The sequence below is a fragment of the Fundicoccus sp. Sow4_H7 genome (assembly GCF_052115865.1).
Lineage (GTDB): Bacteria > Bacillota > Bacilli > Lactobacillales > Aerococcaceae > Fundicoccus_A.
This window is the reverse complement of record NZ_JBQKME010000007.1, coordinates 1-18,437: the sequence shown is the minus strand read 5'-3', so window position 1 is coordinate 18,437 and position 18,437 is coordinate 1. Positions and strand designations below refer to the sequence as shown.

Below are 18,437 nucleotides of genomic sequence, written 5' to 3'. Positions count from 1 at the left end.
GACAATTGAAAACTGAGCCACTTTTGATAGAAAATATCCTTAGTGAGAAATGAGGCCCCACTTATATTTAATAGACATTGGCCTAAGTGGCACATATGATGACACAACTAGATAAAAATACACTTTAATCTGGATGTGATTAAAATAAATATCTTTTAGGAGTTTTTACAATGATAAAAATATTCATTGCTGAAGATCAGGAAATGTTAAACACTGCTTTAACATCCATTTTAAATTTAGAAGATGATTTAGAAGTGATTGGTTCAGCCTTAGATGGTGAGACAGCTTTTCAACAAATCAAACTATTAAAACCCGATCTGGTTATCTTGGATATTGAAATGCCAGGCATGACGGGTATCGAAATTGCTGAAGGTTTACGTAGTATTCAATTCGAGGGTAAAATAATTATTTTAACGACCTTTGCTAGGCAGGAATATTTTGAACGGGCTGTTAAAGTTGAAGTAGATGGCTATCTACTTAAAGACAATCCGACGGATCGGCTTATTCAATCGACTCACAATATTTTTGAAGGGGATACGATTTATGCGGCTGAATTGGTTCGGCATATGTTGCGACCAGAAGTTAATCCACTGACTGAACGGGAAATTACCGTGTTGGAAGAAATAGCGAATGGTTTAAGTACCCAAGCCATTTCAGAAAAATTATTTTTAACGGCTGGTACTGTTAGAAATTATATCTCGTCCATATTGAGTAAGACGGGAGCGCAGTCTAGAATTGATGCGGTGAATATTGCGAAAAGTCATCAGTGGTTAAACTGAATAATTTTGATACAATAAGTGTAACATTGAGATAAAGTAGGTAAGACGATGAAACTATATATTATTGCACCTTATTCCGCCATGGAAGTACCCATTAAACAAACAATCAAAAAATTTCCGCAACTTCATATTGATTATGCAGTTGGTGACTTAGAACAAGGAGCTAAAATAGGTGTTGAAGCTGAAAAAGCAGGATATGATATCGTAATTAGCCGTGGAAGGACAGCTCAACAAATTGAAAAAGTCGTTTCAATTCCTGTCATCGATATGGGATTATCAAGTTTTGATTTTATACAATCCATGTCCATTGCTCAAGACCGTAAACAAAAGACAACACTAATAGGTTTTTCGAATATTATTAAAGGTGCTAAAGCAATCATTGATTTATTAGACTGGGATATAGATCTATTTATGATTGATAGCAAAGAAGAAGTCCAGTTATTACTAAAAAATTTAAAGGAATAAGGCTATCAGTATATTATAGGAGATGTGATTACGAATAAAATTGCTTTGGATTTTGATTTTAATACTATATTGCTACAATCTGGAGAAGAGACAGTGTATCAAGCTGTGGAGAGGGCAATTCAATTGTGGCAATATCTATCAAATAATAAAACACAAGAATCCGTATTTGCAAAAACTTTTAAAAGTATCAACCAAGATTTTATCCTTTGTACACCGATATTAACTAACTACATTGCAAAGCGTAATGAAGAAAAAAAACGAAATGAGATGAACAACAATTCAAAAGTAGTCGAAAAAAAATAAAATAAATATAAAAAGTGAGTCACTCAATAATAAAGTGACTCATTTTTTTTATCAAAAAACGCCAAATAGTGCAAAACACTATTCAGCGGTTAGAATAAATAAATTATTTAATTAAACGAACTTTTTCTTCACCTGCAATGACTTCTTTTTCAGCTGCAGGTTGAACGATTGATCCGAATGGAATTTGAGCAATCATTTCAAATGAATTCGGTAAGTCAAACATTTCACGAACAGCACTATCAAATCCTTGTTCGTAACCAATGTTAAAGTGTTGTAGTGATCCACCTAAGTTCATTTCTGCTAGCGCTAACCAAGTAGCGTATTGAGCATTAGCTGAGTTATTTTGTTTGTAAGCTTCAGTACGTTGACCTTGAGTTGGCATTGTCGCAACAGCTTCACGATCTTCAAAGAATAATACCGTACCAAGACCTTCTTTAGCACCAACGATAACTGGTGACATATAATCCCACATATCTTGGCTGAGTACATCTTTTTGAACGGTATAAATTAATTCCCAGAATTTCTCATTTGCTTCACCAGATAAAACCACTAAACGTGAAGTTTGTGAGTTAAAAGCTGTTGGCACGTGATTTTGTACTTCACGAAGTCTTTCAACGATTTGTTCAATCGAATATTCGCTTTCTTTACCGATTGCATAGATTGAACGACGATTTTTAACAACATCAATAAATTTTTTCATTGATAATCTCCTTTAGAAAAATAATAATAATAGCGTACTTTTAAATTATAATGAAGGTTTGAATGTAAGTAAAGTTCAAATTCGAAATAAATGATAATAATTCGCTTTCATAATAAAACTATATAACAAAAAACCAATCACATACGTGATTGGCAGGAAGTGTGTTAATTTGTTTGGGATAAAAGGAGCAACGATAATCTATTTCTTATTCGATTTAGTATTTTTCTTCGGTATAATCAAAGTGGCTTCAGTATATAGGAAACGAGAGTCACGACGGTAAAGACCATGCCAGTTTTCAATAATTGCAGTTTGCGCATTTTCATTTATATTTGATGGTTTTGATAAGATTTCTACAGCTACCATGCTAATACCCCCTTTATTTATCTTACATATAAAATATAACATGTAAGCCCTTTTATGTCTTGAAAATACGGTAAGAATCTGTATATGGGACCGTGAGAAAAAATTGATAATTATTTGAAAAGTTCTAATTAGTTTTAATGTCTTTTGTTTTATCTTTAATTTGTAAACTATGATAGAATATCTATATTGTAGCTAAAATAAGGAGGAAATTATGACTTTCAAATTAATTGATACACATGAATTTAAAGATATTCAGTCAAATGGCGAAATATATGAGCATTTAGAAACTGGGGCGAAAGTTTTATTTATTGAAAATGACGATCCTAATAAGGCTTTTACAATCGCTTTTAGAACACCACCTTACAATGATAACGGGATTGCCCATATTATTGAACATTCAGTCTTGAACGGTTCAAATAAATATCCCAGCAAAGAACCTTTTGTGGAAGTGATTAAAGGCTCATTAAATACCTTTGCGAACGCGATGACTTATCCCGATCAAACCATGTATCCAGTGGCTTCAACAAATCATACTGATTTTCAAAATTTAGTCAGTGTTTATTTAGATGCTGTTTTCCAGCCGAATTTACTGGAAAATCCACAAATTTTAGCTCAAGAAGGATGGCATTATCACTTAGAGCATATTGAAGACGACTTGATTTATAAAGGGGTTGTCTATAATGAAATGAAAGGTGCAATGGGTTCACCTGAACGTGCTGTCTTTAACCATATGAAACAGCAATTATACCGTGATAGTTTTTATGAAAATGAATCTGGTGGTCTACCTTCTGCAATACCTACATTAACTCAAGAAGAATTTATTGAATTTCATAATAAATACTACCATCCAAGCAATTCATTAACTGTATTTTACGGAGACTTCAATCAAGATTTAGCATTCAATGCTTTAGCTGAATATTTTGATAAGAAAGAAAAGGCTTCAGAAGAAATTTCATTAAAGATCGAGATTAAAAAACCTGAAGTGACCGAAATAAATGACACTTATTCGATTGCTGATGGAGATGATCCTAGCGGTAAAGATTATTTATCTTTAGCATGGCATGTGACAACCGTTGAAGATGATTTAGATAATTTTGGTCTGGAAGTTTTATCTGAAATCTTATTTGGGAACAATCAAGCGCCATTGAAGAAAGCCTTATTAGAAGCAGAAATTGGTGAAGCTATTTCAGGTGGTTTTTCAGAAATTGGATATCCGAATGCTTTTGTGATGAATGCAAAAAATACCAATGTGGATCGCTTGAATGACTTTAAAGAAGTTGTGGTATCAACTTTAAGTGACTTAGTAAAAAATGGTATCCCAAAAGAGTTAATTGAAGCTTCATTAAATTCAGTTGCTTTTGAATTACGTGAAAGTACCATTACAGAGAGTGAACCACGTGGTGTAATTAATGCGATTAAAGCATTTTCTACTTGGTCATATGGCTTATCTCCTTATTCATTAATCGATTTTTCCGACCGCATTGAAAAAATACGTTCGTTAGCTGTAAATGGCTATTTTGAAAAATTAATTGAAGAAAAATTAATCAATAATGATTACCGAATTAGTATTGCATTATCGGCAGAGCCAGGTAAAAACGACCGTTTAGAAAGTGAATTAAATGCTAAATTACAATCATATAAAAATACTTTGAGTGAAAAAGATTTGCTTAATTTAGTTAAAGATACACAAACATTAATTAAACGCCAAGAAACACCGGATACGGCTGAGAATTTAGCTAAAATACCAACTTTAACACGAAAAGATCTCTCTGCTGAAGTTCACCAGCAACCAATTGCTTCAGTTGAAAAAGAGGGTGGAATAACCTTCTATCATGCGGATGAGTTTACGTCTGGAATTGATTATTTAAATTATTATTTGGATCTATCAGATTTGCCAGCTGAATCGTTTGCGAACTTATCTGTGTTGAGTCATTTGTTAGGTAATTTGGATACAGAAAACTACTCTGCTGCAGAACTACAAACAGAAATTGATACGCATACAGGTGGTATAAATGGACATGTATCTATTTTTGAAACAAAAGATGGGGAAGTAAAACCATTCTTTGTCCTAAAAGGAAAAGCGCTAGAAAATTCATTTGAAAAATTGATTGAATTAATGTCAGAAATTTTATGGAATACAAAATTAGATGATGAAAATGAAATCTTGAAGTTGGTTCAAAGCTATATTGCAGGTTTCCAACGTAGAATAGAGCGTTCTTCTCATGCACTAGCGAGCCAACGTGCTTTAAGTCAGTTATCAGCAACAGTTAAATTAAGTGAGCAAACCTCAGGAATTGATTACTATAACTACTTGAAACAAGTCCGTCAATGGATGCGTGAAGACAAAGCAGAGGTATTTATTGGGGAATTGAAGCAAAATCTTGCGTCATTAGCAAACGCTGAACGCTTTAATGTGTTGATGATTGGCTCGAAGGAACGTTACCAAGTCAATAAAGGCTTGCTTGTAGAAGCTTTTAACGGTTTAGAACATGTTGAGTTAGCCCAAAAAGTTGCCTATAAACCAGGAACAAAACAAAAAGAAGCATTTACAACTGCGCAAGATGTGAACTATGTTGGATTAGCTGCGAAGACTGACGGTCGGATAGCTTATGAAGGTTCAACCAATGTCATCACAACATTATTACGCTACGATTATTTATGGAATACCATTCGTGTAATGGGTGGGGCATACGGGGCGCAACATAGTTTATCGCGAACAGGTAATTTTAGTCTGAGTTCCTATCGTGATCCAAATATTGGTAAAACAATCGATAGTTTCTTAAAAACACCTGATTTCCTATCGAATATCGATTTAACGGACCATGAGTTGACTAAAATCGTTATCGGAACGATTAACGAGCTCGATCAACCTCTGTCTGCTTATGACAAAGGTTATATCGCATTCTTAAGAGAGATGACAGGTCAAACGATTGAAGACTTACAACGTTTGAAAGAAGAAGTTATTGCTACTTCAATGGAGGAAATTAATGCGAAAGCATCTGATTACCAAGCTGTTTTAGAAGACAGTACAATTGCGGTGATTGGAAATAAAGCTCAAATTGATGCTGAATCTGACCGCTTCGATGTGGTTTACGAATTGAATTAAGCTTAGTCAGTCGATTTAGTGTTTTTATACAAATAAAACAAGCATAAGAATCTCTATTTTCGAGTTTCTTATGCTTGTTTGTTTTTGCAGCGTTATTTATTTTTAGGGAGTTTAAAGTCTGAAACGGTGGAGATCATTTGAACGGTGCTTTTTTCCATATGATTTTTAGCATTGAAGGCTGTTTTTATGGTCTCTTCAATGATTTCTTCTTGTGTATCCAAGGTTTCAGGGAATAAATGTGGGAAAAGGCGCTTTCGGTAACATGCCAAGGCAGCATCATAAATGACTGTATTCAATGAAATGTCGCGTGGGTAGTAAAGTCGGTCTCTAAAAGCTAAGTCCAAGTCGGTTAGCCCATCTTGAATAGCTAGCGCCATCAAGTTAGTGTAAGCTAGGATATTGGCGCGTGAACGGAATTGTGCACCTAAAATAAGTCCAGAGTCTTTTTCAACGATCATTTTTAAAATGACGGGAGTCTCGTCGTCCAAAGTGTAGGGCACTTGAACAGTGATTTCCACAGGATTAAACCGCTCTTTAGCTTGCTGGAAAGTATAGCCTACACTGGATATATAATGATTAAATACTTGAGTTCCCATAACGCGGACTGAATGTGATTGCTTCACATTTTTTTCTTGTAGATTAAATGCCGCAATTTGACCTGAACGCACAGCGTTATTAATCAAAGCAACAAATTCTGTATGGTCTCCTTTGCTAAAAGGTGTTTGAATCAAATCTCCAACTGCGAAAATCCCTTCAACGGAAGTTTCTAAGTACGCATCAACTTTAATCGTACCATCTTCGTTTAATTCAACGATATCTTTTACTAATTCCGAATTAGGGATTAGACTTGTTGCAAGTAAAATCGCATCCGGAAAAAATTCCTGCTTATCAGTCGTGACTTTCAATGGGTTTGCTTCAATCGCTTGAACTTCTTCGTCTAAATAAATCTCGGTGCCTGTAAACTCGATGATGCTTTGGATATCTTGGACAAAATCGGCATCAAAATAGTTATGTAATAACTGGTCACGCATTTCGATAATGGTTACTTGCTTGTTAACGCCAACTAAAGCATCTGTGGTTTCAACGGCAATTTGTCCACCACCAATAATGGCAAGATTTTGCGCAGATTCAACAACACGACGCGCATGGGCAGAACTTACATAGTCTTTAGTCGTAATAATTTGTGTGCTGTTGAGTGTACATGATAATTGGTCGGCTTGCCTTGAACCCATCGCTAGAATTAAAACATCATAATTAACGGATCGTTGGTAGCGCATATGGGCTGTAACTAACTTTTTCTCATGAGTAAAAACACTAATAACTCGAGTTCCTAGCTGGAGTTGAATATCTTGTTCATATAAAAATTCTTCACTCATAAAAAATGATTCATCTAAACTGGGTAAATCACCATTTAAAAGCATATTTAAGCCACTCGGAATATAGCCAATTTTGTCTTGAGCTTCGATTAGCGTTATCTCAGCTTCTGGATATAAGTTTCGCGCTTCAATCGCTGCGCTCACACCAGCAAACGAAGCACCGATAATAACGATTTTCATTGAACCAATCCTTTCTCTTAATAAAAACATGTGAAATCCATAACATTATTATAAAGGTTATTTATACGATAAGCTAGTTTAATAATAATGAAATATCTACCCCACACTCAAATATTACAAATCTCCTTAAAGGTGCTATAATTAAATTGCAATATAATCGTTTTTTTAACCGAATGTAATCGCAAACAAATTCTAAGTGAAAGTGGAGGGTTTTTATGAAACTGAAAAAAAAGAAGCAACATCAACAAATCGGAACATACCTTCGTTCTTTACGGCTTGAAAAGAATTTATCGGAAAAAGATGTGTCTGAAGCGCTGGGGTTAACCGAACGGGTTGTTCACCAATGGGAAAATGGCGTGCACTTACCACAAGTGACGATCCTGCAACCCCTAGCTAATTTATATAATGTTTCGGCGGAAGATATTATTAATGGTTCTAATCAATCTGAAACAGCTGAACGTGTTATAACTGATCCACTGTTTTTTGAATATGCAACCACGAGTTCAATCGAACAAGTTGACCTCTCACGTAAAAAATCCCTATCCTTAGTGTCACTGATTTTACTCGTCGTCGTATTAGCAAGCGTCCTAATCGACTTTTTAACCATTGGACATCTTACTTGGTCGGCCATTGTATTAATTTCTGTTGGTTTTGCCTGGGGATCCATCATCCCAATTTTTCTTGTAAAAAACCAACCGGTCTTAACAAGCATGGTAACATTATCCATTCTCACCATTCCGTATTTATATTTATTAGATAAAGTCCTACGTTTAGATGGTATCTTAATACGAATAGCCATCCCCGTTGCCGTTGCTGCTTATATTTATTTATGGGGGATTTATATCGCTTACCGTTATTTAGACTTCACGTGGATCCGCATTGGGATGGTGGCTGCATTTGGGGCAGTAGCTTTATCCACCGTCATTAATTTGATTTTGAGAATGAACATCGAAACGCCATTTTTTACATTTTGGAATATCTTTACGATTGTAATTTTTGCTGCGATTGGAGCTGGACTCGTCTACTATGAAAGGAGAGGACAAACCCCAAAAGAACCTCTTGAATAAATATCACTGCTAAGACTAATTAATTTATGCTCTGAGCAAATAAGTGTATAATATAACTATTAATTATTGGAGGGAAGAAAATGCGTCTATTAACAGAAACATTTACTTTATCAAATGGTATTGGAATTCCTAAAGTTGGTTTAGGGACTTGGCAAATGTCACCAGAGGAAGCCTACAAAAGTACTAAGTTCGCTTTAGAAAATGGCTACCGTCATATTGATACAGCTGTGAGTTATCAAAATCAACAAAGTGTAGGAGAAGCTTTAAAAGATAGTGGTGTTAATCGTGAAGAAGTCTTTATTACGACTAAGATCCCTGGGGAAGTGAAAACCTATGAAGAAGCTAAAGAGAAAATTGAACAATCACTGCGTGAAATTGATGTGGATTATATTGATTTAATGTTAATTCATGCACCCCGTCCATGGAATGTGATGTCGGAACGTCCGATTCAAAATCATTATTACGATGAAAATGCCGATGTATGGCGTGCAATGGTTGAAGCCTTTGAAGCTGGTCAATTGAAATCAATTGGGGTATCGAACTTTAGTATTGATGACTTAGAACACTTAATGGAAACAACTCAAGTTGCGCCACATGTAAACCAAGTAATTTATCACATTGGTAAAACTGATGAAGAATTGTTAGCTTTTTGTCAACAACATAATATTTTACTTGAAGGTTATTCGCCAATCGCCACAGGTCGCTTATTAGGAAATGAAGAAATTGAAAAAATCGCTAATAAATATGGGAAATCTATCCCTCAAATCAGTATCCGTTATTTATTAGAAAAAGATATTTTACCATTACCTAAATCCGTGCACGAAGAGTATATTTTACAAAATGCCGATCTGGACTTCACGATTGAAGCAGAAGACATGGCTTATCTCGATAGCTTATAAAAATTAAAAATATATGAGAAAGTTAAAAAATGTAGTTGACATTCAATAATATTGCTCGTATAATCACTTTAACATTTAAATCAACTTACGTCATTGATAGAGAGAGTAGAATAATTACCTAATCACAGCGAGATGAGACAGAGTGGAAGCTCATCGTTTAGTTATTATTTGAAGCGCACTCTTGAGACAAAGTGGAGAATAAAGTATCCACTTTCGCAGTTCTATGCGTTAAAAAATGAGCGGATCGGGACAAGTGTCCCCGTCAAGTAGAGTGGTACCGCGGGAATCCCGTCTCTTTTACCTATTTTAGGGAGAGAGACGGGATTTTTTTATTCTCAGCTCATGGTTGATTCGATGAAAATAAATATTAAGGGGTTTTACAAATGAAAAAATACTTTTTAGCAACGATTAAGACAATTATGTTAGCAAGCTTAGCCATTGGATTATTGAATACAACTTCATTCGCAACAATTCAAGCTCAAGAAAGTGACAGTCCTGTTTTAAATAAAATTAAGGCCGATGGCAAATTAGTTTTGGGTACGTCAGCTGACTTTCCTCCATTTGAGTGGCATTTATTAGAAAATGGAAAAGATACAATTGTTGGTTTTGATGTGGATATCGCACAAGCGATTGCGGATTCTTTAGGTGTTGAATTAGTTGTGGAAGACATGAACTTTGATAGTTTAGTAGCGGCTGTTAAAACAGGTCGTGTGGATATGATCATGGCTGGTATGAATCCAACGGAAGAAAGACAAAAAGAAGTTGATTTTAGTGATATTTACCATGAAACAGGCTTTGTGGCCTTAGTACCAGCTAGCAAAGTAGACGAGTATACTGAGTTTGAACAATTAGCTAATTTAAAAATCGGGGTTCAAAAAGGAACGGCTCAAGAATCTTTTGTAACTGAAGCCATGACGGAAGCAGCTATTACTTCAATGCCAAAAAACGATGCTTTGATCGCTGCGATGATGACCAATCGTTTGGATGCGATAATTATTGATCAAATTGTGGCGGAACAATTTGCGTCCGTTAATCCAAATATCGCTATTGCTAATTTAAAAGTACCACACGAAGAAGATGGAACTGCGATTGCTATTGCAAAAGGTAATGAAGCTTTCTTGGAAGAAATCCAAGCCGTTATTGCAGAATTAGAAGAATCTGGCCAACTTGAGGAGTTATTTATTAAAAATATTGACTTAATGGCTGGCTCAGTGGAATAGAAATTTTTGAGGAATTTGAAAGGGAGTTTAGACATTGATTGATTTACTGATTGAATATTGGCCGGTATTTCTAGAAGGGACGGTTAATACTGTATTAATTTCATTTTTTGCGGTCTTAATTGGTTTGGCTTTTGGATCTTTACTGGCACTCGGACGGCTTTCGCAAAATAAATGGTTAAATTTTTTAACGAAAGCTTATATTCAAATTGTCCGTGGCACACCACTTTTAGTCCAATTGTTTATTATTTACTTTGGCTTAACGTCTTTGAGTTTATCAAGTTTTACGTCAGGCGTGATTGCAGTCGGATTTAACGCAACAGCTTATGTAGCGGAAATCATTAGAAGTGGGATTCAATCAGTGGATAAAGGACAGATGGAAGCGTCTATGGCAATCGGTATGTCACGTCAATTGGCTATGCGGAAAATTATTTTCCCACAAGCCATTAAAAATATCCTGCCTGCGATTGGTAATGAATTTGCTGCTTTAATCAAAGAAACTTCGATTGTGTCATATTTGGGCATTCGTGATATTATGCTTGCTTCGGATATTGTAAGAGGAGCAACCTTTCAAATTTTCCCTCCATTGTTTATGGCAGCGATAATTTATTTTATTTTAACCTCAGTGATTGCATTTGGGGTAGGACGTTTAGAAATGAGGTTAAAAGCAAGTGATTAAAGTTGAAAATTTATATAAATCATTTGGTGATAAGGAAGTTTTAACGAATATTAATAAAGAAGTAGTCGAAGGTGAAGTATTAGTTATCATTGGTCCTTCTGGATCGGGTAAGTCGACTTTACTACGTTGTTTAAATTTATTAGAAGTTCCAACATCAGGAAATATTTATTTTAAAGGAATGGATATAACGGCGCCTGATACAAATTTAGAAAGTGTCCGTCAGCGCATGGGGATGGTTTTTCAAAACTTTAATTTGTTTCCTCATCTGACCGTATTAGAAAATATCACTTTTGGTCCGATGCATTTAAAAGGCTTAGACTCAGTCGCAACCAAGTCATTAGCGGAAGATTTATTAGCTAAAATGGGCTTAAGTGATAAAATCAATGTGTATCCTTCTTCCTTATCAGGGGGACAAAAACAAAGAGTGGCTATTGCTAGAGCATTAGCAATGCAACCAGATGTGATGTTGTTTGATGAGCCGACATCTGCTTTGGATCCTGAAATGGTTTCAGAAGTTTTAGCGGTAATGAAGCAGTTAGCTAAAGAAGGTATGACTATGGTTGTTGTGACACATGAGTTGGGCTTTGCCCGTGAAGTAGCCTCACGTATTGTGTTTATGGATGCAGGCCAATTGGTAGAAACCGCTCCGCCACATGAATTATTGAATCATCCAAAGGAAGAAAGAACAAAACTCTTCTTATCAAAAGTGTTATAAGTATCTGAAAACACCCAATGACAGTTTGTGACTGTGGTTGGGTGTTTTTTTGATTGATATTAGAATTTATTGCTAATGTCAGTATTTTCTTAACAGATTTTGTATATAATAGAAGGTGAAGATAAAATACATGTTAGAAATGGAAAGTCGATATGAAAATATTTATTGATGCGGATGGTTCACCCGTAAAAGATGAAGTCGTTGAACTGGCTGGTAAATATCAACTTGAAGTTGTTATGGTAACAGCTATTGAACATTATACCAATAAAATCTATCCTGAATTTGTTCGCTTTGTTTATGTTGACAAAGGACCAGATGCGGTTGATTTTAAAATTGTTTCGTTGATAAATGAAGGAGATATTTTGGTGACCCAAGATTATGGCTTAGCTTCATTAGTCATTAACAAAGCGTATGTGATTAACCAAACGGGGATGATTTATGATCAAGATAATATTAATCAACTTCTATGGCAACGTCATATTAGCCAGCAAATGCGAAAGCAAGGTTTACGTACAAAGCAAGCAGGAAAATATATGGATGAGCAGCGTAAAACATTTAAGCAATCCATGGAACAGTTAATCAAGAGCATATGAATGAAAACAAATAAAGGGAAAGGATGATGTTTTTTCAATGAGTATTTATTTAGAAATACCTGAATTTAATTCGAATTTTCAAATTCGTTCCTTCACCAATGACGGTATGACCATTGTTTATCCCCATTGGCACAAAGAGATTGAAATTATTCATGCAGATAAAGGGCATCTCAATATTGGGGTGAATGATCGTGTTATCACGGTGCAAGAAGGGGAGACGATTATTTTCGCAAGTGGTGAACCACATTATTTTTTATCATCTCCCAATAGTGAGCGAATTGTTCTGCAATTTGATTTAAGTATGCTGCGAGAGAGCAGTTTTTCGCAAAAAAACGATCGCTCATTGATAGAAATCTTTAGCCAAGGTGAGCGCCACAGTGCGAATTGGCCAACTGAGACAGCCAATAAAGTTGAAGCCATTGTTCATGAAATACATGACACCATTAATAGTGAACTAGAAGGCAAACGATATATCGTGTTGGCAAACTTGTATCAACTCATTGGCTTGTTTTACCATGAAATTCCTCTTCAAGATTCCGTGCCGCTATATTCTAAATCAACTAATCATTCCAAGGAAGTATTGGACCGCGTGAATGAGGTAGTGGAGTATATAGAAGAGCATTATTTTGAGCAAATTACCTTAAAAGATGTGGCAGAGGCCGTTGGTTTTAGTCCCTACTATTTTACCCGCTTTTTCAAGAAAAATATGGGGATGACTTTTATTGAGTTTTTGCAGGAATATCGACTGAATCAAGCGATATTTATTTTGGCGAATGAAGATTTGCCGATGGTTGAAGTGGCAGAACGCGCTGGCTTTGGGAGTGTGAAAACTTTTCATCATGTTTTTAAGGAGAAAATGGGGACCTCGCCTTTGCAATATCAAAAAAGAATCCGTAAAAAAATTCAATCAGAGAGCCTAAATTAAGAATAATTTAGGCTTTTTTTATAAAATCACCCAACCCTCCCTAATAAATAACACTATATTGAAAATTGTTTTATGCTAAAAAAACCGCTTGCTAATTGGTGTTATGAGCTTTCAGAAAAAAATAATAAAAAATTTAAATATGAGAATTGGTGACGGCAATATTCGGGAATATCTTCAATCAATTTAGGAAGAAATTTGTCTGCAAATCCTATATTATAGGAAGTGATAGAAAACGTTAACAGGAGGATTTTTATGACACTTAAAGTTGGAGTTATTGGTTGCGGGGGAATTGGTACAAAAAAACATTTACCTGCATTAGCAAAAATTGAGGAAGTCGAAATTGTAGCATTTTGTGATATTATCGTTGAGCGTGCAGTTGATGCAAAAAAAGAATTTGGTACAGAAGATTCACAAGTTTTTGCTGATTATAAAGAAATGCTTGAAACAATGGAATTAGATGTTGTGCACGTTTGTACACCAAATGATACACACGCTGAACTTTCTATTGCAGCAATGGAAGCTGATGCTCACGTTATGTGTGAAAAACCAATGGCTAAAACAGCTGAACAAGCACGTGCTATGGTTGAAGCTGCGAAACGTACAGGTAAAAAATTAACAATTGGTTACCAAAACCGTTTTAGAACTGACTCACAACATTTACATAAAATTGTTGAAGAGGGCGGTTTAGGAGATATTTACTTTGCGAAAGCACATGCAATCCGTCGTCGTGCTGTACCAACTTGGGGTGTATTCTTAGACGAAGAAGCTCAAGGTGGTGGTCCATTAATCGATATCGGTACACATGCGCTAGACTTAACTTTATGGTTAATGAATAACTACAAACCTAAATTTGTTGTAGGGAATGCTTACCATAAATTAGCAGAACACAAAAATGCTGCGAATGCTTGGGGACCATGGGATCCAGCTAAATTTACAGTTGAAGATTCTGCTTTTGGTTATGTTGTTATGGAAAATGGCGCATCTATTTTCTTAGAATCAAGCTGGGCTTTAAATACCTTAGATGTTAAAGAAGCTAAAACAACTTTAATGGGTGATAAAGCAGGGGCAGATATGAACGACGGCTTAACCATTAACGGTGAAGAGCACGGTTTAATGTATGAGAAAAATGTTAACTTATCAACTGGTGGCGTTGCTTTCTACGATGGAGAAGAAAGTGATCCTGAATTAATTGAAGCACGTCAATGGATTGATGCGATTTTAAACGATACAACACCAACTGTTTTACCAGAACAAGCTTTAGTTGTAACAGAAATTTTAGAAGCTATTTATAAATCTTCTAAGACAGGTCAACCTGTGTTCTTCAATGAAGAAGGAGAAGAATAATGAGTATTCCAAAAATTGCTTTACAGTTGTGGAGTATTAAAGAACATATTCAAGAAAATCTAGAAGCGTCTTTAAAAGCTGTTTCAGAAATGGGCTATGATGGAGTGGAGTTCGCAGGTTATTTTGATAATAGTGCGGACGATGTAAAATCTTGGTTAGAAAAATATAACTTAGAAGTTGCGGCTTCACACACTCCATTTGAAGCTTTACAAGATAACTTAGAAGCGGAAATTGAATTTGCTAAAACGATTAATAACAAATTTATGATTGTTCCTTATGCAAGCTTTGACAGTTTATCCGGATGGGAAAATTTCTGGAAAGAAATGGAAAAGATTGCTAGACGTCTAAATGAAGAAGGCATTACCTTAGGCTATCACAATCACAATCATGAATTAGATAGTTCTAAAGGCTATGAAATTTTAGATTTAGCAGCTAAATTAGCACCATCAATTTTATTAGAAATTGATACTTATTGGGTTAATTTTGCAGATGTTGATCCGGTTAACTGGATTAAAAACCATACTGACAGTGTTGGTATGTTACATATTAAAGACTTTGATGAAATCAATAAAGAAAGTATCCAAATTGGTCATGGAAGTTTACCAATTAATGACTATGTCAAAGTTGCTTCACAATTAGAGCACCCATGGTTAGTCATTGAACAAGAAGCTTTCCGCACAGCTAGTCCACTAGAAGCGGCTGCTGCCAATGTGAAAACTTTACGTAAAATTGTTGAGGAGGTAGCCAAATGATTCGTGTAACTGTTTGGAATGAATTTAGACATGAAAAATCAGATGATGAAGTAAAGGCTATTTACCCTGATGGGATTCACCAACAAATTGCATCTTTTTTAAAAGATGATTTCGAAGTAAAAACAGCAACCTTAGATGAGCCAGAGCATGGCTTAACTGAAGAAGTTTTAAACAATACCGATGTTCTTCTTTGGTGGGGACACATGGCTCACGATGAAGTTTCGGATGAAATTGTTGATCGTGTGCAACAAAAAGTTCTAGAAGGTATGGGCTTGATTGTACTCCATTCAGGTCACTTCTCTAAAATTTTCCAACGTTTAATGGGAACAAGTTGTAATTTGAAATGGCGTGAAGATGGCAAACATACCCGTATTTGGAACGTGAACCCATCGCATCCAATTTCAGCCGGTGTAGGTGAGCACTTTGAAATTGAACAGGAAGAAATGTATGGCGAGCACTTTGATATTCCAGCTCCAGACGAATTAGTATTTGTTAGCTGGTTCCCAGGCGGGGAAGTATTCCGTTCTGGATGTACGTTCCGCCGTGGTCAAGGTAAAATCTTCTATTTCCAACCTGGTCACGAAACCTACCCAACTTATTTCCAACCAATGGTACAAAAAGTTATTCGTAATGCTGTCAATTGGGCTAACCCATCAGAACAAGAACGTGTTTACTACGGCCATTACGAAGCCCTTGAAAACAAATAATACCTACAAAAATCTTATAGGAGGTTAATTTAATGAAATTAGGCGTTTTTACACCAGTATTTAACAACTTAAGTTTTGAAGAAATGATTGACAAAGTAGCAGAAGCTGGCTTACAAACGGTTGAAATCGGAACAGGTGGTTCTCCAGGTGATGCTCACTTAAATTTACAAAAATTACTTAACAGTGAGCAAGAGCGTAAAGAGTATTTAGCAAAATTAGCAGATAAAGGTTTAAGTATCTCTGCTTTAAGTGCGCATAATAATCCTATTTCACCTAATCCAAAAGAAGCAGCAGAAGCCGATCAATTATTACGTGATACAATTAAATTAGCGTCATTAATGAATGTTCCTGTTGTTAATGGATTCTCAGGTGTTTCTGGCGGTAATGAAACAGATACACAAGTGAACTGGCCAGTATTACCGTGGCCAACGGAGTATAGTGATAATTATGAATACCAATGGGAGAAAAAATTAATCCCTTACTGGAAAGGTATCAACCAAGATGCTACTGCAGCTGGGGTTAAAATCGGGATTGAATTACACGGTGGTTTCTTAGCTCATACACCTTACACGATGTTGAAATTACGCAATGCAACAGGTGATGCTATTGGATGTAACTTTGACCCAAGTCACTTATGGTGGCAAGGAATTGATCCTGTGGCAGCCATTAAAATTCTTGGTAAAGAAAATGCGATTCATCATTTCCACGCCAAAGATACTTACTTAGATCAAGATAATATCAATATGTATGGTTTAACCGATATGCAACCATATGGAAATGTACAAACTCGTGCTTGGACTTTCCGTTCTGTTGGTTGTGGTCATGATTTACAAACTTGGTCTGATATGATTTCAGCCTTACGTATCTATGGTTATGATTATGTTTTAAGTATTGAGCATGAAGATCCACTCATGTCAGTCGACGAAGGGTTTGCTCGTGCCGTAACGAACTTAAAACAAGTAATGATTAATGATCAACCAGGAGAAATGTGGTGGGTATAATCCCATTGTAGTTTTTGAATAAATATAGGTAGAGACAGGGATATTTATTAACATCTGTCTCTACTTTGAATTTTAATGATGACTTATGGAGGGTGATAGTTGAATGGAAAAATTAGGATTAGCAATTGTTGGTTATGGCGGTATGGGGACTTATCATGCAAGTACATTGATTCCTGAAGAATATTATGATATTAAAGGGATTTTTGATATTGCTAAAAAACAACAAGCTGTAGCAGAAGAAAATGGTTTAAATGTGTATGAAGATTTAGATGCTGTGTTAAGTGATAAAGATGTTGAGGTTGTTTTAATCGCAACGCCAAATGATTCGCATAAAGAGATTGCCATTAAATCATTAGAAGCTGGAAAAAATGTGATTTGTGAAAAACCAGTGATGATGTCTTCTAGCGAATTGGATGAAGTTCTTAAAGTTGCAGAAAAAACTGACCGTGTCTTTATGGTTCACCAAAACCGTCGTTGGGATCCTGACTTCTTAGTGATTCGTGAATTATGGGATAACAAGCAAATTGGCGAAATTTTCCAAATTGAATCCCGTGTTCATGGGGCGAATGGGATTCCTGGTGACTGGCGTCATGTGAAATCTCAAGGTGGCGGTATGGTCTTAGACTGGGGCGTTCACTTGTTGGATCAAATTCACACGCTAGTTGGCAGCCCAATTAAATCATTAACAGCTGATTTAAGTTTTGTTTTAGGTAATGAAGTTGATGATGGTTTTACGGTGACTATTCTACATGAAAATGGAATTAAATCAGTTGTTGAAGTTGGGACAACAAACTTTGTGAAGTTACCTCGTTGGTATGTCAAAGGTACTAAAGGTACCGCGATTATCCATGATTGGGACTTAAGTGGTACAGCGATTGTTGCGACAGGTAATGATGCTGCAACGCCGGCTCCAATTCAAGCGGGTGTTGGTTTAACGAAAACAATGGCTCCACCGTCAGAAGAAGCGACAGAAGAATTACCATTGCCAACTCCACACATGATGAACGAAAGTTTCTACTTTAACTTCTTCCGTGTTGTGCGTGAAGGCGCAGAACCATTTGTTAAAAATGAAGAAGTTCGTGACGTAATGTTATTAATGGAACGAATTTTCGAAGAAGCTGACATTGTTAAATAAATAATTAAAGAACTTCACTGAATGTGATATGCTCCCCCTAAAGTAGACGCTGAAAAAGTAAAACTACTTTTGGGGGAGTTTTTATGCGTTCAAATAGTAAACATACGTGGGAAGAATTGGAAAGATTTATT

Annotated in this window: 17 protein-coding genes, 1 pseudogene and 1 other annotated feature; of the genes and pseudogenes, 15 read left to right on the top strand and 3 right to left on the bottom strand. The window is 35.8% G+C overall.

Annotated elements, in window-relative coordinates; translation table 11 throughout:
- The first annotated feature begins 170 nt into the window (after positions 1-170).
- Both ACTQ54_RS07850 and ACTQ54_RS07845 read left to right on the top strand, forming a co-directional pair.
- On the top strand, positions 171-779 hold the full coding sequence (locus tag ACTQ54_RS07850) for a response regulator transcription factor (RefSeq protein ID WP_441755715.1): 609 nt from the start codon (positions 171-173) through the stop codon (positions 777-779).
- Positions 780-827: 48 nt separating this feature from the next.
- Positions 828-1,547: pseudogene (locus tag ACTQ54_RS07845) on the top strand (PrpR N-terminal domain-containing protein).
- 103 nt (positions 1,548-1,650) lie between these two features.
- Here ACTQ54_RS07845 and ACTQ54_RS07840 read toward each other — a convergent pair.
- Positions 1,651-2,247: a nitroreductase family protein gene (locus tag ACTQ54_RS07840; RefSeq protein WP_441755713.1), complete on the bottom strand. Its 597-nt coding sequence runs from the start codon at positions 2,245-2,247 to the stop codon at positions 1,651-1,653.
- A gap of 198 nt (positions 2,248-2,445) precedes the next feature.
- Positions 2,446-2,610, bottom strand: a complete 165-nt coding sequence (locus ACTQ54_RS07835) for a hypothetical protein (RefSeq protein WP_441755711.1) — start codon at positions 2,608-2,610, stop codon at positions 2,446-2,448.
- A 211-nt stretch (positions 2,611-2,821) separates the two neighbouring features.
- Here ACTQ54_RS07835 and ACTQ54_RS07830 point away from each other — a divergent pair, with 211 nt between their 5' ends.
- A complete protein-coding gene (locus tag ACTQ54_RS07830) occupies positions 2,822-5,716 on the top strand; it encodes an insulinase family protein (RefSeq protein WP_441755709.1) in 2,895 nt (964 codons plus the stop codon).
- A gap of 92 nt (positions 5,717-5,808) precedes the next feature.
- Here the strand turns inward: ACTQ54_RS07830 and ACTQ54_RS07825 are convergent, their stop codons facing one another.
- Positions 5,809-7,272 carry an FAD-dependent oxidoreductase gene (locus ACTQ54_RS07825; protein ID WP_441755707.1) on the bottom strand — a complete coding sequence of 488 codons (1,464 nt, stop codon included), beginning with the start codon at positions 7,270-7,272 and terminating at the stop codon, positions 5,809-5,811.
- 215 nt (positions 7,273-7,487) lie between these two features.
- Between ACTQ54_RS07825 and ACTQ54_RS07820 the strand changes: the two genes are divergently transcribed.
- The 12 genes from ACTQ54_RS07820 (at position 7,488) to ACTQ54_RS07765 (ending at position 18,306) form a co-directional block, all read left to right on the top strand.
- Complete coding sequence (locus tag ACTQ54_RS07820) at positions 7,488-8,339, top strand: helix-turn-helix domain-containing protein (protein WP_441755705.1); 852 nt, start codon at positions 7,488-7,490, stop codon at positions 8,337-8,339.
- 80 nt (positions 8,340-8,419) lie between these two features.
- Positions 8,420-9,238: an aldo/keto reductase gene (locus tag ACTQ54_RS07815; RefSeq protein ID WP_441755703.1), complete on the top strand. Its 819-nt coding sequence runs from the start codon at positions 8,420-8,422 to the stop codon at positions 9,236-9,238.
- Positions 9,239-9,322: 84 nt separating this feature from the next.
- Positions 9,323-9,537 (top strand) — a binding site (T-box leader).
- 84 nt (positions 9,538-9,621) lie between these two features.
- The gene (locus tag ACTQ54_RS07810) at positions 9,622-10,458 is read left to right on the top strand and encodes a transporter substrate-binding domain-containing protein (RefSeq protein WP_441755701.1); all 837 of its coding nucleotides are present in this window, start codon (positions 9,622-9,624) and stop codon (positions 10,456-10,458) included.
- Positions 10,459-10,492: 34 nt separating this feature from the next.
- Positions 10,493-11,134, top strand: coding sequence for an amino acid ABC transporter permease (locus ACTQ54_RS07805; protein WP_441755699.1), 642 nt, complete (start codon positions 10,493-10,495; stop codon positions 11,132-11,134).
- Positions 11,127-11,849 carry an amino acid ABC transporter ATP-binding protein gene (locus ACTQ54_RS07800; protein WP_441755697.1) on the top strand — a complete coding sequence of 241 codons (723 nt, stop codon included), beginning with the start codon at positions 11,127-11,129 and terminating at the stop codon, positions 11,847-11,849. The genes ACTQ54_RS07805 and ACTQ54_RS07800 overlap by 8 nt, the downstream gene beginning before the upstream one ends.
- 152 nt (positions 11,850-12,001) lie before the next feature.
- Entirely contained in the window at positions 12,002-12,442 is a 441-nt protein-coding gene (locus ACTQ54_RS07795) for a YaiI/YqxD family protein (RefSeq protein WP_441755695.1), read from the top strand.
- 37 nt (positions 12,443-12,479) lie between these two features.
- Complete coding sequence (locus ACTQ54_RS07790; protein ID WP_441755693.1) at positions 12,480-13,367, top strand: AraC family transcriptional regulator; 888 nt, start codon at positions 12,480-12,482, stop codon at positions 13,365-13,367.
- A 252-nt stretch (positions 13,368-13,619) separates the two neighbouring features.
- A complete protein-coding gene (locus ACTQ54_RS07785) occupies positions 13,620-14,711 on the top strand; it encodes a Gfo/Idh/MocA family protein (RefSeq protein WP_441755691.1) in 1,092 nt (363 codons plus the stop codon).
- On the top strand, positions 14,711-15,463 hold the full coding sequence (locus ACTQ54_RS07780; RefSeq protein ID WP_441755689.1) for a sugar phosphate isomerase/epimerase family protein: 753 nt from the start codon (positions 14,711-14,713) through the stop codon (positions 15,461-15,463). The genes ACTQ54_RS07785 and ACTQ54_RS07780 overlap by 1 nt, the downstream gene beginning before the upstream one ends.
- Complete coding sequence (locus ACTQ54_RS07775) at positions 15,460-16,170, top strand: ThuA domain-containing protein (RefSeq protein ID WP_441755688.1); 711 nt, start codon at positions 15,460-15,462, stop codon at positions 16,168-16,170. The genes ACTQ54_RS07780 and ACTQ54_RS07775 overlap by 4 nt, the downstream gene beginning before the upstream one ends.
- A gap of 32 nt (positions 16,171-16,202) precedes the next feature.
- On the top strand, positions 16,203-17,171 hold the full coding sequence (locus ACTQ54_RS07770) for a sugar phosphate isomerase/epimerase family protein (protein WP_441755686.1): 969 nt from the start codon (positions 16,203-16,205) through the stop codon (positions 17,169-17,171).
- A gap of 103 nt (positions 17,172-17,274) precedes the next feature.
- On the top strand, positions 17,275-18,306 hold the full coding sequence (locus ACTQ54_RS07765) for a Gfo/Idh/MocA family protein (RefSeq protein WP_441755684.1): 1,032 nt from the start codon (positions 17,275-17,277) through the stop codon (positions 18,304-18,306).
- The last annotated feature ends 131 nt before the right edge of the window (positions 18,307-18,437 follow it).

What these genes read in the sequence shown, in the direction of transcription:
- ACTQ54_RS07850 (WP_441755715.1), top strand. Translation starts at nt 171, where the DNA reads ATGATAAAAATATTCATTGCTGAAGATCAGGAAATGTTAAACACTGCT.
- ACTQ54_RS07840 (WP_441755713.1), bottom strand. Translation starts at nt 2,247, where the DNA reads ATGAAAAAATTTATTGATGTTGTTAAAAATCGTCGTTCAATCTATGCA.
- ACTQ54_RS07835 (WP_441755711.1), bottom strand. Translation starts at nt 2,610, where the DNA reads ATGGTAGCTGTAGAAATCTTATCAAAACCATCAAATATAAATGAAAAT.
- ACTQ54_RS07830 (WP_441755709.1), top strand. Translation starts at nt 2,822, where the DNA reads ATGACTTTCAAATTAATTGATACACATGAATTTAAAGATATTCAGTCA.
- ACTQ54_RS07825 (WP_441755707.1), bottom strand. Translation starts at nt 7,272, where the DNA reads ATGAAAATCGTTATTATCGGTGCTTCGTTTGCTGGTGTGAGCGCAGCG.
- ACTQ54_RS07820 (WP_441755705.1), top strand. Translation starts at nt 7,488, where the DNA reads ATGAAACTGAAAAAAAAGAAGCAACATCAACAAATCGGAACATACCTT.
- ACTQ54_RS07815 (WP_441755703.1), top strand. Translation starts at nt 8,420, where the DNA reads ATGCGTCTATTAACAGAAACATTTACTTTATCAAATGGTATTGGAATT.
- ACTQ54_RS07810 (WP_441755701.1), top strand. Translation starts at nt 9,622, where the DNA reads ATGAAAAAATACTTTTTAGCAACGATTAAGACAATTATGTTAGCAAGC.
- ACTQ54_RS07795 (WP_441755695.1), top strand. Translation starts at nt 12,002, where the DNA reads ATGAAAATATTTATTGATGCGGATGGTTCACCCGTAAAAGATGAAGTC.
- ACTQ54_RS07790 (WP_441755693.1), top strand. Translation starts at nt 12,480, where the DNA reads ATGAGTATTTATTTAGAAATACCTGAATTTAATTCGAATTTTCAAATT.
- ACTQ54_RS07785 (WP_441755691.1), top strand. Translation starts at nt 13,620, where the DNA reads ATGACACTTAAAGTTGGAGTTATTGGTTGCGGGGGAATTGGTACAAAA.
- ACTQ54_RS07780 (WP_441755689.1), top strand. Translation starts at nt 14,711, where the DNA reads ATGAGTATTCCAAAAATTGCTTTACAGTTGTGGAGTATTAAAGAACAT.
- ACTQ54_RS07775 (WP_441755688.1), top strand. Translation starts at nt 15,460, where the DNA reads ATGATTCGTGTAACTGTTTGGAATGAATTTAGACATGAAAAATCAGAT.
- ACTQ54_RS07770 (WP_441755686.1), top strand. Translation starts at nt 16,203, where the DNA reads ATGAAATTAGGCGTTTTTACACCAGTATTTAACAACTTAAGTTTTGAA.
- ACTQ54_RS07765 (WP_441755684.1), top strand. Translation starts at nt 17,275, where the DNA reads ATGGAAAAATTAGGATTAGCAATTGTTGGTTATGGCGGTATGGGGACT.